Source organism: Streptosporangium sp. NPDC049644 (genome assembly GCF_040675205.1).
Taxonomy (GTDB): Bacteria; Actinomycetota; Actinomycetes; order Streptosporangiales; family Streptosporangiaceae; genus Streptosporangium; species Streptosporangium fukuiense.
The window spans coordinates 92939-106945 of sequence record NZ_JBFAOJ010000013.1 but is presented as its reverse complement, the minus strand read 5'-3'; the positions used below and the strand labels follow the sequence as shown (position 1 = coordinate 106945).

General features: G+C 67.6%; 9 protein-coding genes. 3 read left to right on the top strand and 6 right to left on the bottom strand.

The window, feature by feature from the left end:
* The first annotated feature begins 119 nt into the window (after positions 1 to 119).
* A complete protein-coding gene (locus AB0J58_RS10390) occupies positions 120 to 584 on the top strand; it encodes a hypothetical protein (protein ID WP_364212995.1) in 465 nt (154 codons plus the stop codon).
* A gap of 144 nt (positions 585 to 728) precedes the next feature.
* On the opposite strand, the gene fmdA is transcribed toward AB0J58_RS10390, so the two are convergent.
* From fmdA to AB0J58_RS10375, 3 genes are all read right to left on the bottom strand, one after another.
* Positions 729 to 1985, bottom strand: a complete 1257-nt coding sequence (gene fmdA / locus AB0J58_RS10385) for a formamidase (RefSeq protein ID WP_364212992.1) — start codon at positions 1983 to 1985, stop codon at positions 729 to 731.
* 30 nt (positions 1986 to 2015) lie between these two features.
* Positions 2016 to 2297, bottom strand: coding sequence for a zinc ribbon domain-containing protein (locus AB0J58_RS10380; RefSeq protein WP_364212989.1), 282 nt, complete (start codon positions 2295 to 2297; stop codon positions 2016 to 2018).
* A 360-nt stretch (positions 2298 to 2657) separates the two neighbouring features.
* Positions 2658 to 2810, bottom strand: a complete 153-nt coding sequence (locus tag AB0J58_RS10375; protein WP_364212986.1) for a hypothetical protein — start codon at positions 2808 to 2810, stop codon at positions 2658 to 2660.
* A 416-nt stretch (positions 2811 to 3226) separates the two neighbouring features.
* Here AB0J58_RS10375 and AB0J58_RS10370 point away from each other — a divergent pair, with 416 nt between their 5' ends.
* A complete protein-coding gene (locus AB0J58_RS10370) occupies positions 3227 to 5371 on the top strand; it encodes a prolyl oligopeptidase family serine peptidase (protein ID WP_364212983.1) in 2145 nt (714 codons plus the stop codon).
* 147 nt (positions 5372 to 5518) lie between these two features.
* Positions 5519 to 7630, top strand: a complete 2112-nt coding sequence (locus tag AB0J58_RS10365; RefSeq protein ID WP_364212980.1) for a hypothetical protein — start codon at positions 5519 to 5521, stop codon at positions 7628 to 7630.
* A 208-nt stretch (positions 7631 to 7838) separates the two neighbouring features.
* Here AB0J58_RS10365 and AB0J58_RS10360 read toward each other — a convergent pair whose 3' ends face one another.
* The 3 genes from AB0J58_RS10360 to AB0J58_RS10350 form a co-directional block, all read right to left on the bottom strand.
* Complete coding sequence (locus AB0J58_RS10360) at positions 7839 to 9938, bottom strand: hypothetical protein (protein WP_364212977.1); 2100 nt, start codon at positions 9936 to 9938, stop codon at positions 7839 to 7841.
* Between the two features lie 420 nt (positions 9939 to 10358).
* Positions 10359 to 11624 (bottom strand): MFS transporter, encoded by a 1266-nt coding sequence (locus AB0J58_RS10355; RefSeq protein WP_364212974.1) that lies wholly within the window; start codon positions 11622 to 11624, stop codon positions 10359 to 10361.
* Between the two features lie 217 nt (positions 11625 to 11841).
* On the bottom strand, positions 11842 to 13935 hold the full coding sequence (locus AB0J58_RS10350; RefSeq protein WP_364212971.1) for an MMPL family transporter: 2094 nt from the start codon (positions 13933 to 13935) through the stop codon (positions 11842 to 11844).
* Between the last annotated feature and the right edge of the window lie 72 nt (positions 13936 to 14007).

The following is a 14007-nucleotide window of genomic DNA, read 5'->3' as shown; positions in this document are numbered from 1 at the left end:
GGGTCGGCCGATACGGGGCCCTCGCGGGTCGGTCGAATGAAACGACCGCATGACTCCGGGGCATTCCAGAGTGGCCAGGGCTTCCCAGTTGAATGAATGCGCAGGGGCGCTAGATTTTGATGATGAAGCGCTCAACGATCGCGGTGCTCGTGGCCGTCTGCATGGGGGTCGGTGCCGCCTTAGTGGCTTTTGTCGCTTTTTCGGCGTCAACCGATGGGTGTACCGCTGAGGATGACCGGCTCATCGCCTCCCTGGGCAAGCTCGACATCCTCGATGCTCATCCGGCGCACGCGAAGCCCCAGGGGGGACGCGGATCCGGTTGTGACAGTGTCTACCGGACGGTGACTGTCAGGCAGGCTTACCGCCCTTCGGGCCAGGTGGCCGAGATGCTGTCCTTTTATCAAGACGCCGCGACCGTGGACGGTTGGAAACCCTCTCCGAAGGATGAAGGCGGAGTGGTGAACTGCTTTGTCAAATCCGTCGACGGTAGAGATGTTCACCTCTCGGTGTTGTTCCTGGAAACGGAGGACGATGACTACGAGGTGAACGTGAGCTCCTCCGTGAGCGGCAGGAGTCGGTGTTGAGCTTCGACCTCCTGGAACACGACGAAGGCCTGCGGACGGGGTGAGGACGGGCCGGCCGGCGGGCATGCCGCACATGCCCGCGTTCGGGACGACGGGTCCACGATGCGGGTCCCCGTGATCGGGCCGTGGGAGGCGGGCAGCGGTTCAGTCGAAGCCGGCGTGCGGTGCGCTGGTGCCCTGCGGCACGCGGAGCGGGCCGGACGCGCCGGGACGGACGTCGAAGTCGAAGATCGCGGTTGGCAGGTAGACGGTGGCGCAGGAGTTGGGAATATCCACCACCCCTGACAGCCGGCCCTCGATCGGCGCGGCGCCGAGCAACAGATACGCCTGCTCGGGGCTGTAGCCGAACGCCGTCAGGTAGTCGATCGCGTGCAGGCAGGCCCGCTGGTAGGCCAGTTGCGAGTCGAGATAGCGCTGCTCGCCGTCCAGGGTGACGGACACCCCGGAGAAGGCGAGCCACTCGCTGTACTGAGGGCCGGTGCGGCCCGGCATGAAGATGGCGTTCTCGCCGACACGGTACGTCTGCATGCCCTCCTTGATGACGTCGACCCGCAGGTCGATGAACCCGCCCATCTCGATGGCACCGCAAAAGGTGATCTCGCCGTCGCCCTGCGAGAAGTGCAGGTCGCCGACCGACAGGTTCGCGCCGGATACGTACACCGGGTAGAAGACTCGGGAACCCCGGGTGAGGTTCTTGATGTCCTGGTTGCCGCCGTTCTCTCGCGGCGGTGCCGTGCGGGCCGCCTCGGCCGCGATCCGGTCGAACTCGGACGGGGAAGCGGAGCCGAGGACGGCGTCCTGGGGCTCGGGAGGCAGGGCCAGCGGCGGCACTCTCTGCGGGTCCGTGGCCCTCAGCGCCGACTCCCGCGCGTTCCATTTCGACAGCAGCGCCGCTGACGGCGCGGTGCCCATGAGTCCGGGGTGGGTGATGCCGGTGAACGACACCGCCGGGATATGGCGTGATGTGGCAGCCTGACCGGAGAAGTCCCAGACTGCCTTGTAGGCGTCGGGGAACTGCTCGGTGAGGAACCCGCCGCCGTTCCTGGTGGGGAAGATTCCGGTGTAACCCCAGCCCTGGCCGGCCAGCGGGCCGCTGTCCTCCTGAGGGATGGGCCCCAGGTCGAGGATGTCCACGACCAGCAGGTCGCCCGGCTCGGCTCCCTCCACCGCGAACGGGCCGCTGAGCGCGTGCACCTTCGTCAACGGGGCGTCACGGATGTCCTCGGCGGAGTCGTCGTTGTGGATCGCACCGTCGAACCACTCCCGGCAGTGGACCCGGAAGCTGTCGCCGGGCTTGACCCATGCCACCGGCGGGATCTCGGGGTGCCAACGGTTGTGACCGATCTTGGCCTGGTCGGTGAACTTCCTCTTCGAGTCGAGCGGGAAAATCAACTCTGGCACGGCTGGGTTCCTTTCGGCGCTGCGAGACGGTCACGGCCGCGGCAGGCGGCTGGTAGCGGGATGGACGGCCACCGCGCCTCCGGCGCGGCGCCGCGGCAGGGACGTGACGACTTCGGGCTCGGAGGCGCTGCGCTCCGCGCGCTGCAACCGAGCGGCCACGGCGGCCGGGGTGCGCGCCAGCATCGGCGCTGAGAACGCCCGAACCGAGGCCGCGCCGCAGTCCGGGCACGGCACCGCAGCGGGTGCGGTGCCTATCCGAAAAGTGACCTCGATTTCTGAGCAGTGCGGACATCGATAGGCATATACCGTCATAGCGTGCGTCCTTCGAGCGACTTCGAGTCGGTCCTCCCCGGTCGTGATCCCTCTCTACCGACGCGACCTCGGAAAAACAGTCTCAGAGTCGGATGTATCCGCAATTTAACGTGTGAATGGAATGCAATCCATCTCACTTCCGCCAACTTGCTCGCACGGTAAGGTAGATCGCTTATTCCAAAGGCGAAAATGCGAGGAGATGTTCCTTGGGTTCGGCCGCGAGCGGAGCGGACGAGGCGGGGTTCTGGCCGGCGGTGACGTTCCCGGCTCGCTGTCGGGAAATGTCGGTCTTTGACCGTTGCTTAGCTGATCATCGCTGATTCTTGGCGGCGAAGATCGGTGGTACGTCCAAGGGGGATGTCACGCGGCGATCCGCAGGCCGTCCTCGTCCGGGGCGCGGATCCGCCGGACGCCGGCGGGTCCGAGGGAAACCGCCGGGCCCGCGGTGATTTCGGCGACCTGCCGGTCGTTCTCGGTCTCACGATTCGAGAACACCGTCAGCCCTGGGGCCATCTCGAAAGGCTCCGAATTGAGATCGATCCGAACAGGGCGTTCCAGTATGCCTTTTTCTTTTACCTGAAATTTTAGCGGGAGGATAGTCGATATGGCAGGTCCGTGCGCCGAGGATCCAGTGAGGATTGGCGCTCACCGTCGAGGGCGACGCCGGTGTTTATCGATCCCGAGCCCGGGGATACTTGTCGTCGTAATCGCTCATTCCGGGCGAATCGACGAATCCGGGAGGCTGACATGAATGGCTACCTACCGTATCGTGATTCCACTCCGACTACCCGCCTTGGGGGCGTACGCGGCTGGCAGGCGGACATTCTTCGCGGCGAGTCGTAGCTGAATGAGCCGAGGTGCTGCGGTGCGTAAAGGCCGCAGTGCCTCGACCTGTTGCAGGCGGGGCTATGCATCGGGGGGCGTCTGTGGTGCGATTGTTCTACCCTGCCGTCTGGCGCAGCGATGCGGTGGAGGATCTGTTCGGATTCCCGGTCCCCGATCCCTACCGGTGGTTGGAAGACGGCGATGACGCGCGCGTGCGGGACTGGGCCGCGGCACAGGATCATCTCTTCCGCGCGTATCGCGCCGGATGGCGTGAGAGGCGATCGTGGGCGTCCTTGGTGGATCAGGTGTCATCCTTCGGCGTGTCGGAGCCTCCGGTGGTGCGCGGTTCGGTCATGTTCCTTGCCGAGCAGCTCCGTGGGGACGAGCAACGGCGCCTGCTCGTCGTTGACACCGAGGGGAACAGGCGGGTGCTGGTCGATCCGGTAGCGATCGATCCGTCCGGCCACACCGGGCTGTATGCCTGGTGGCCGTCGCGCGAGGGCGAACGTGTGGCCGTCCAGATGGAGGTCGCCGAGCAGCCCGGCAGCGACATCCTGGTGCTGGACGCGCGTACCGGTGAGGTGCTGGACGGGCCGTTGCCGCGCGCCCGTAACACCTCGCTCGCCTGGCTGCCCGGAGGGGACGCGTTCTACTACGTCAGCCGTGTTCCCGATGAGGAACTGGCCCCGGGCGACATGCGTCTGCAGCGGCGGGTGAGGTTGCACCGGATCTGTTCACCCTGGCAGACCGACGCGGTGGTGTTCGGCGGCGACGATGCCCCGGACCACTATTACGGGCTCACGGTCAGCGCCGACGGCCGTTGTCTGGCGATCACCGCGATGGCCGGCCCCGCCTCACACAACGATGTGTACGTGGCCGAGCTCGTCGATCCGGAAGCCCCGCATTTCGTCAAGGCCGTGGACGGACGCGCCATAGGCGCCCGTGTCCTCCCGCGCTTCCTCGCGGACAACGATCTGCTGCTGGTCACCGACCACCAGGCCCCGTGTGGCCGCATCTGTGTGGCGCACCGGCACGACACCGACCCGGCCGCGTGGCGCGCGCTGGTAGCCGAGGATCCCCAAGCCCCCTTGGACGAGTGCCTGGTCCTGGACGACCCGGCGCTTCCACGGCCCCTTCTGCTGGTGGCACGCACCCGCCACGGCATCTCCACCCTGACACTGCACGACCTGGCCAGTGGCCGGTTGCTCACCGGTCTGCCCCTTCCCGGTGCGGGCGTCGTGTCGTCCCTGCGCACGAACGTCCCACACGGGCATCACGCGTGGTTCAGCTACTGTGACGCGACCACGCCCCCCACCATCTATCGCTACGACGCCACCAGCGGGAGGACGGAACAGGAAACCGGTGCCACGACAGCCGGACACACTCCGGAGATTCACAGCCGCAGCGTTCGCTATCGCGCCGGCGACGGTACCGAGATCACCCTGTTCCTGTTCACCCCGGCTGAAGAACATCAGGGCCCCCGCCCCACCCTCCTCTACGGCTACGGCAGCTTCGGTATGCCGATGCGCCCGTGGTTCTTCCCCGCGGCGGCCGCGTGGGTCGGCGCCGGCGGCACCTACGCGGTCGCCTGTGTACGTGGAGGCGGCGAAGAAGGCCAACGCTGGCACGACGCAGGCCGCGGAGCACACAAACATCGCGCGGTCAGCGACTTCAACGACGCCGCGACCTGGCTCATCGACACCGGCCGAACCACCCGCGACCAACTGGCGATCTTTGGCCAATCCGCCGGCGGGCTACTGGTCACCGCCGCCGCCACACAGCGGCCGGACCTGTACGCCGCGGTCATCGCCGAAGGCCCGCTGTGCGACATGGTGCGCTACGAACACTTCGGCCTGGGGTGCACATGGACCGACGAATTCGGGACCGCCTCCCAGCCCGAACAACTCCAATGGCTACTCGGGTACTCCCCGTACCACAACGTCACCCCCGGAGACTCCTATCCCGCATTCCTGCTCACCGGCGCGGTGACCGATCTGCAGACCGGAGAGGCGCACGTCACCAAGATGTGCGCGGCCCTCCAACACGCCACCAGCGGTGACCGGCCGATCCTCATGCGTCGAGAGCCCGACACCGCCCACGCCGCCTCTCCCGCGAGCAAAGAGCGCGCCCTGACCGCGGACATCCTGGCCTTCGCCGGAGAACACACCGGTCTGTCACCGAAGAAGGCAACCACGCGTCTTCGCGAGACCGCCGCGGAACCACATGGAGACGGGCTGGAAGTGCATTGAAAATGCTGCGTTCCGGTCCCGCTTCGGATGGTTCGGGAGCAGACGTCGGCTTTCGCCTTCCGAAGTCGGATCGACTGAGGTGACAGACGTCATCGCCTCCCGGAAAACCCGCAGAATACAGGCGTGTTCCGGTTATAAAGTGCGCTCGTGGAAAATCTTGAAAGTCTCGTCATCGCCAGGCGGCTTCGGGTTCCCGTCGACGCTCCCGACGCCTTCGCGCCGGGCCGGGGGGAGGCGGCCGCCCGTCAGCTCGACGCCGCGCTGCTGAGCGTCGGCTTCAAGTGCTCGGCGGCTCTGCTCGAACACCTGACGAGACTGCCCGGCGAGACCGTGTCGGATCTCGGCGTACGGGTCCTGGCCACCGTCCGCGGCCTGGTGGGCGACCACGTCCAGCACAACGCCTACTTCGTCGACTTTCCCGCGAACGTGCCCGACACCCTGGAGTTCTGGGCCGGTCTGCTGCGTGAGGCCCTGCTCGACCCGGTCGCCGCCGCGCGGGTCCAGTCGCCGACGCTCGACCTGCTGACTCTGCCGGGCTATGGCCGCTACCGGCACACCTACGCCGACCTGCTGGCCGCTCACGCCGAGCTGATCCCGCTGGCCGGGGACCGGGTGACCGTGCTGGAGCTGGGCGGGAGCCTGGAATCGGAGGCGCGTGAGCTCTACTTCTCGCTGGCGGGCTCCGAGGTGCCGCCGGCCGCCGAGGATCTGGCGGCGCTGCGCTCCCTGGCGTCGTTCTGCGCTGACCAGCCGGAGCGCATCCCCATGCGTGAGAACCGCGCGGTCATCAACGAGGTACGGCTGGCCGCCGGCCGGCCGCTGCTCGTCGACACGGTGACCGACGTGCTCCGGCTCGCCTGCGGCTGCTCCGGCGGCGATGTCACGCTGGCCACCCCCACCAGGATCCGCTCGTTCCGCCGCGCCGAGCGTCGCGCCCTGCTGCAGGCCTTGGACACCGTCGCCTCCCCGGCCAAGCTCGGTGACGTGCCACGCCATCGGGAGCAGTGGAAGCGGCTCGGCGAGCGGCTGCATCCCCACGAGTACCCGCGGTTCCCACGTGCCGCCGCCGTCTTCGAGGTGGCCAGAGGCGTGCGTAGGGCCGTCGGCTTCGACAGCCGCGTCGAGGCCGCCCTGTCGGCGGGCCGTACCTCCGACGCCGTCGAACTGCTGGGGAAGGCGCCCGGTGCGCTGCTGCGCCGCCTCGACCACCTGCTGCGGATCGGCCTTTCCGCGCCGACCGTGCTGGACGCCGCGGAGAACGCCGTGGCGGGCGCCTCCGGCCGCCTCCTGTTGTCCCTGCGCGAGCACCTCCAGAACCGGCTCGCCCCCGCCTCCGGCCGCGTCTTCACCAACCGGTACGGCAGGGCATGGACGACGCCCGACTCCCGCTCGCCGCTTGAGGAGGAGATCCTGTCGCGGGCGCTCGCCATCCTGGACGAGGAGATCGTCCGCCGCCTCCCCGATCCCGGCGAACTGATCGTCGATCCCGACGTGCTCGACGTCGCCCTGCCGCTCTCGGGCAAGGCCGTCTCGCCCGGGCTCGGCATGCTGCCCCGCGGCTCACTTTCGACGGTGGACGGGGAGTTGCTCAGATTCTTCGTCCACTGGCGGCAGGCTGAGCGGCGCACCGACTACGACCTGTCCGCGCTCATGCTCGACGCCTCCTACGGCAACGCGACGCACATCTCGTGGACGAACTACGGCAACGACTTCGCCGAGTACTCCGGCGACCTCACCGAGGCACCCCACGGCGCGTCGGAGTTCATCAACATCCGTCTCGCCGACGCGACTCGACCGATCATCATTCCGCAGGTCAACATCTACGACGGAGAGCCGTTCGACGAGGCCGCCGAGGCGTTCTTCGGCTATATGACCAGGGACGCCGGGCAGGAAGGCAGACCGTTCGAGCCGCGTACCGTGCGTACGAAGTCCGACCTGCGGGGCTCGGGCCGGATCGCCCTGCCGCTTGTCTTTCTCCGTGATGACAACGGCGAATGGCGGGTGAAGTGGCTGCACCTCTACCTGAAGGGGCGTCCCGGCTTCAACCAGGTGGAGGGCAACCGGGTCACCACTTCGTTGCTGACGCGTTCGATCGTGGAACGCGACTACCTGCGAGTCCGATACCTGGCAGATCTGCTGGGTAAGAGAGGCTCTTCGGCGGAGCACACCACCTACATCGGATTGGCGGCGCCGGCCGACCTGCCGCCGGGCTCGCGGGTGTACACGCCCGGGACGCTGCACGAACTGATTCCCGCCTGATATCGTGAAGATCGCGAGGCCATGGGAGGGCTTCCTTCTCACACCCGATTTGGCTCCTAGCCTTCCCGCTTTCCTTGCATTCCGGTCGTGAGGCCATCTGAGAGCTTCCTTCTAACCTGGTTCGATTCCAGGTAGACCCCGGTGGGTCTGCTGGTATATCCAGCTCTTGGGCCTTCCTCACGACCGGTCCGCTGCGAAAGGCCGTCGATTACTTGCTGTAGCAGTACTTGTTGGTGATTCCGACGTTGGCGAAGCGGACGGTTCTCCAGGCGGTGTAGGGAGTCGCGCCGTTGAAGACGTTGACTCTCACCACCAGGCACCCGCCGCGGTCGTAGGCGGCCCGGGTGTTGTTGAAGGCGCTGTTGTAGTAGTAGGCGACGGCGATCGCGCAGGCACCCTTGGCCACGGCGTGCGGGATGAGGCCGCAGATGATGCCACTGGCCGTACCCACCGTCCAGCCCCGGGTGTCGAACTTGGACTTGATCGAGCGGGTGGTCGCCTTGCTGAAGTACCAGGAGCAGGTGATGATGCCGCAGTTCCGCTTCACCGAGGGGTCGGCGACGACAGGGAAGGCCGGTGAGACGGTGCTGCCGGACGCGCCCGCGGCCGGGGTGAGGTCGATGTTCAGCTTGAGGGTGTTCCCCTCGATGGAGTAGCTGGTGGGCCAGCTACGGCCGGAGGCGTCCTTGGCCCACGGCTTCTCGATACGGGTGACCTCTTCGAGCAGTTCGACTTCTTCGACGCCGGTTTCGTGTTCCTTGACGATGAGCGCGCTGCCGTCCAGGTCGTCGATGGCCAGGCGCGCTCCGCTGGGAAGGGACATCGGGAAGGAGTAGCCGGTGGGGGCGGAGGCGTTGTTCAGGTGCGCGAAGGTACGGAAGCCGCCGTCGGCGGTGGGCTGGACTCCGATGGAGTAGTTGTCGGTGGTGCCCCTGTAGATGATGGTGCCGGCCGCGGTGCGCGACGCGGTCCCGGAGGCGGGCAGCTTCAGGTTGGTGGTCCCGGCGTCACCGGTCACGGTGACGCCCTGCTGCGGGTTCCGGGAGACCTTCAGCGTGGTGGTGCCGGAGTCGTCGGTCTTGGAGGTGATGGCGATGTTGTCGCTGTCGCTGGTGACGCCGGTGTTCAGGTCCGCGACACCGGTGATGTTCTCGATGGCCTCACCGGGACTCGCCGGGGTGGGGAAGACACGGTTGACCAGCTCGGCGTAGGAGAGGGCGTCGACCCAGACGGTGACGGGGCTGGATCCGGTGTTGTGGAGATTGACCTTTCCGTCGCTCCCGAGCTGGGTCAGCGTGAAACCGGTGACCTCGGTGTCGGGGGCGTAGCTGAGCGTCTGCCCCGCCGGGGTGGTGGTGCCGGCGGGGTGGACCTGCACGGTGCCCGAGCCGACGCCGAGGGCGGTGACGCCGAGCCCGACGGAGGTGGTGTTGAGAACCGGGACTCCGTTGATGCCGCGGGGGTCCACGACCTTGTCACCGCCTGCCGGGATCACCAGCTTCTCCGCGATCCGGAGGGGAGAGACCGAGCGCAGAACCGCGCTCCGCGGCGCGTCGGCGGTGGCGGTGAAGTAGCCGACCACGTCGACCGCGACTTCGGCACTGCCCCAGCTCAGGTTGTGGACGTTCACCTTGCCGTCGGTACCGAGCTCGGCGATGACCAGGTTGTGCTGGGGGACGTTCTGCGGGTAGTCGATGCTGGCCTCAAGCGGCCAGCCGGCGCCGGCGGGGTAGACCCGCACCGTACCGGTCGAGGAGCCCTTGGCGGTGACCATCAGTGCCACGGCCTTGACACCCGAGGAAGGGACCCCTCCCTTGCCCATCGGCTGAAGTTCCATGTTCCCGGCGGCGCCGATGCCGGTGGGGGAGAGGATCCGCTGCTGGTTCAGACCGACGTACGCCAGGCCTTGGCCGTTGGGCTCCTTCAGGGTGTAGCCCAGAAGGTCGAAGAACACGTTCACGTTGGTCGTGCCCTGGTTGGCGATGTTGATCTGGCCGTCTGCCCCGATCTTGGTCACCAGCATCGTGGCGGCGTAGTGCACCCTGTCGTAGCCGGCGGAGGCCGAGTTCGGCTCCGCTTCTCCGGACGGGTAGACCACCACCGAACCGGAGTCGCCGTTGCCCTTCGCGGTCACGTTGATCGCGACGGACTCGATTCCCGAGACGGGCAGCGAGGAGACACCCGCGACCGGCACCGTCAGCGTCGCGCCGGGCTCGACCGCCTGGTTGGTCAGCAGGCGCACCCGTGCCGGGAAGTACCGGCCCCCTGTCGCCGCCGAGGTGCTCTGCACCGAGGTGGTCGAGGTCACCGAGGCCGCTGTGGCGGAAACCGGGGACGCGGTCACCGCCGCACCGGACGCGAGTACAAGTAAGGATGTGAATACCGACAGAGCAGCATGACGTAATTGCATGTGTTCTCCTGGCTTGATGAAATAAATGAACCGCTCGGCTTGATGGGGACCGGGTGACTGCTGCGAATTGATTCAGGGCAGCGGTGCCGTCACTCAGAACCGGTCTTTACTCGGCTCGATCACGCTGACTGCGCGCATCGACCTTTCTGTGGGTGCCCACGGCGCACATACGCTACGGGCATGATCCGTGCCGGGGTTTAAGATCGATGCGATCCTATCCGGCCGGATGGCCACCCTCTAATACCGCACAAAATTGATCTTTTCTGCGCTTATTGCGGTATGTCGAGTACAACTTCTGCGGTATGTGAAAAGGATGCTTTATATGACAGAGTCGGGTCTCTCTGCGGTCATCCGGGCGACGATCATCCGCCAAAGGGCGAACTGCAGCAGGGCGAGGAGCACGGCGGAGGGCATCAGGGTCCAGATCCCGGCGCTCTGTCCGATGGCGCCGGTCAGCCAGGGGAGCACCGCGCCGCCGATGACCGATATCCCGTTCATGATGCCGATGGCAGTCGGCACCAGCCGGGCCGTGGTCAGGTCAGGCACCACCGCCATGGCCGTCGGGAAGACGGGCCCGAGAAAGAAGCCGAGCAGGAGGAAACCGGCGGTGGCCACGGCCGCCCCCGGTGCCGCCCAGGTGAGGACCGCGCTCGCCGTCACGCCGGCCAGGCAGGCGTAGGTCATGCCGACCGCGGTCAGTCCCATCCTGGTGGCGACCGGACTGATCAGGAACCGGCCCAGGGTCAGCCCGAGCCAGTAACCGCTGGAGATGTACCCGGCGGTCAGGCCGGTCTGCGCGTGCTCCTCGACCAGGAAGGTGAACCCCCAGTTGCCTACACTGATCTCCAGACCGACGTACACGGCGAGAAACCCCGAGGCCAGTGCCACCGCGGGCGAGCGCATGACGGCGGTCAGCAGGCCGCCCCGCTCCGGTTCGGAGCCCTCGGGGTCTGCTGGAGGCGGCAAGGCGTCTGGGTACGGAGGCCCCGCCGGCACGGGATGCTCGGCCGCACCGTCACCCGCGGGGGTGCGCCTGGGATAGGCCATCAGGAAGCCGGCCACCAGCGGAAGGCACGTCACCGCCAGCACCAGCCACACGGCCGTCCACTGCAGGAAGGTCAGCATCCAGGCGGCCGTCAACGGGCCGAGAAGCGCGCCGACACCAAAGAACGCGTGCAGGCGGTTGAGCAGCGTCGTGGCCGAGGGCAGCTCTGTGAGGTAGGCGTTGAGCACCGACTCCAGCACGCCGATGCCGTAGCCGGCCATCAGCTGCACTGCCAGGAAGGCCACGAACGGCGGGCGGCTTGCCATGTACAGCGTGGCCATCACGTACAGGCCGCCGCCGATGGCGAGGGCCAGGCGCGTACCGAGGCGCTCAAGCAGCGGGCCCGTAGCGGATCCGGCGAGCATGAACCCGGCGGAGGACACGAAGAAGGTGATACCGATCGTCGTCATGTCGACGCCGTAGTCGCCGATCAGCGCGGGCAGCAGCACTCCGCCCACACCGGCGTTCAACCCGGCCAGCACAAAGGTCGCGTACGCCAGGGCGACCGGCGCCCGCCACGGGCTCCTAGAGACGGGCACACGCTCTCCAGCGCGGATGGGATTCGGACACGTTGAAGCTCAGAGCACAGTGCGATCAGGGTAACCCGAGGCCGGGCCGCAGACCAGATCCCGGCCGCCCCGCCTGTGCCGCCGCCACGAACGCCGGGCCGAGGGCTGCGGCTCCTTGGCCGCCGCCGCCCTCGGCCGCTACCGCCGACTCACGAGACGAGGGGATCGCCGCCGCCCAGGCCGGGTGTCACCTTGACGCCCCGGTCAGTTCCCGGGACTCCTGCCGTACCTCGGTACGGCCCAGGCGGCTGGGCCACCAAGCCCGCGGGCCCAGGTCCCGTACCAGCGCCGGGACCAGCAGAGACCGCACCACCAGGGTGTCGAGCAGGACGCCGAAGGCGACGATGAAGGCGATCTGCACGAGGAAGGCGAGGGGGATCACCACCAGCGCGGCGAAGGTGGCGGCGAGCACGACGCCCGCCGAGGTGATCACCCCGCCGGTGGTGACCAGCCCGCGCAGCACCCCCTTCTCCGCCCCGTGGTGCGCGGTTTCCTCGCGCACCCTGGACATGAGGAAGATGTTGTAGTCCACCCCCAGCGCGACCAGGAAGACGAAGCCGTACAGCGGCACGGACGCGTCACTGCCGGTGAATCCGAACACGTGCGTGAAGACCAGCGTGGAGACGCCGAGGGTGGCCAGGAAGTTCAGCGCCACGGTGACGACCAGGAGCACGGGCGCCACCAGCGAGCGCAGCAGGACGATCAGGATGAGCAGGATGATCGCCAGGACGACCGGGACGATGAGCAGCGTGTCGTTCTTCGCGGTCTCCGTCGTGTCGTACTGCTGGGCACTGTACCCGCCGACCATGACGCCGTTCTCGGAGGCGAGTGCGGCGCGCAGTCGCTTGACCGTGTTCTGGGCGGCTTCGCTGTCCGGCGCGTCGCTCAACGTCGCCTCCACCAGCGCGAGTCCATCGACGATCTTGGTGGTGTCGCCCGGTCGCCCGCTCTGGGTCACCGCCGCGGCGTCGGACACGCCCTCGACGCCGTCGGCCGCCTTCTCCACGGCCGAGGCACGCTCGGCGGGGGTGACGATGACCGCGGGCTGCCCCGAGCCTCCGGGGAAGTGCTCGCTCAGCGCCGCCTGTGCCGCCACCGACGGTGTGTCGTTCACGAAGGTCTCGTCCAGCGGCACGCCTCTGGCGTTCAGTTGCGGCGCGAAGAGGGCGAGGGCGATGAGAGGCAGGATGGTCGCGATCCAGAGCCGGCGCGGATGGCGGTCGACCAGGGCGGCCACCCGGCCCCAGATCCCGCGGGCCTCGGCGTTGGCCGGCCGCGGCTTCGCCGGCCACATGGCGGCGCGGCCCAGCAGGACGAGAGCCGCGGGCAGGAAGGTGAGCGCGCTGAGGGCGGCGCACACGATGCCGATGGCACCCACCGGGCCGAGCGCGCGGTTGTTGGTCAGGTTGCTGAGCAGCAGCGCGAGCAGGGCCAGGGCCACCGTGGCGGCACTGGCGACGATCGGCTCGAACGAGCGCCGCAGCGCGACCCGGCCTGCGGCGAAGCGGTCGCCGGTCGCGGCCAGTTCCTCCTGGAATCGGGCGGTCAGCAACAACGCGTAGTCGGTGGCCGCGCCGATGACCAGGATGAACAGGATGCCCTGCACCTGGCCGTCGACCCGGACGATGTCGCGGTCGGCCAGGAAGTACACCACCGCGCATGCCAGGCCCAGCGCGAAGACCGAGCCCGTGACGATGATGAGAGGCAGCAGCACGCTTCGGTACACCACCAGCAGAATGATCAACACGGTGATCAGCGCCACCCCGAGAAGCAGGCCGTCGATCCCGGCGAAAGCGCCGGACAGGTCGGCTCGGGTGGCCAACGGTCCCGCGAGCTGAGCCCGCAGGCCGTCGACCGCCACCGCCGAACCGGTCCGGTCCAGGATCTCCCCGAGCGGGCCTTCAAGGTCGGGACTGAACTGGATCACGCCCTGCAGGGCCTGGCCGTCCTTCGATCCGATGGCGGGAGTGGGGGTTCCGACGACGCCCTCCGTGCCGCGCAGCGAGGCGAGCGCCCGAGTCGCCGCTGCGCTCTGCTCGGGAGTGATCTTCTTCCCGCCCGCGGTCCACACCACGATGAGTGGCTGCGTCTCACCCTGGCGGAATCCTTCCTGCACCTCCAGTACGCGTGTGGACTCCGCGCTCTGCGGTAGGAACGAAGCCTGGTCGTTGGTGGACACCTCTGTGAGTTTGCCGGCGAACGGCCCCAGCCCCCCGCCGACGGCCAGCCAGACCAGCACCAGCAGTGCCGGAACAAGCCAGCGGATCGGTTGCCGTGCCATGAAGATCACCTTTCCGTGATGCTATGTAGCTCAACTATCAAGATACTCAATCGTTGAATTAATGTAGCATGG

What these genes read in the sequence shown, in the direction of transcription:
- AB0J58_RS10380 (WP_364212989.1), bottom strand. Translation starts at nt 2,297, where the DNA reads ATGACGGTATATGCCTATCGATGTCCGCACTGCTCAGAAATCGAGGTC.
- AB0J58_RS10375 (WP_364212986.1), bottom strand. Translation starts at nt 2,810, where the DNA reads ATGGCCCCAGGGCTGACGGTGTTCTCGAATCGTGAGACCGAGAACGAC.
- AB0J58_RS10390 (WP_364212995.1), top strand. Translation starts at nt 120, where the DNA reads ATGATGAAGCGCTCAACGATCGCGGTGCTCGTGGCCGTCTGCATGGGG.
- AB0J58_RS10350 (WP_364212971.1), bottom strand. Translation starts at nt 13,935, where the DNA reads ATGGCACGGCAACCGATCCGCTGGCTTGTTCCGGCACTGCTGGTGCTG.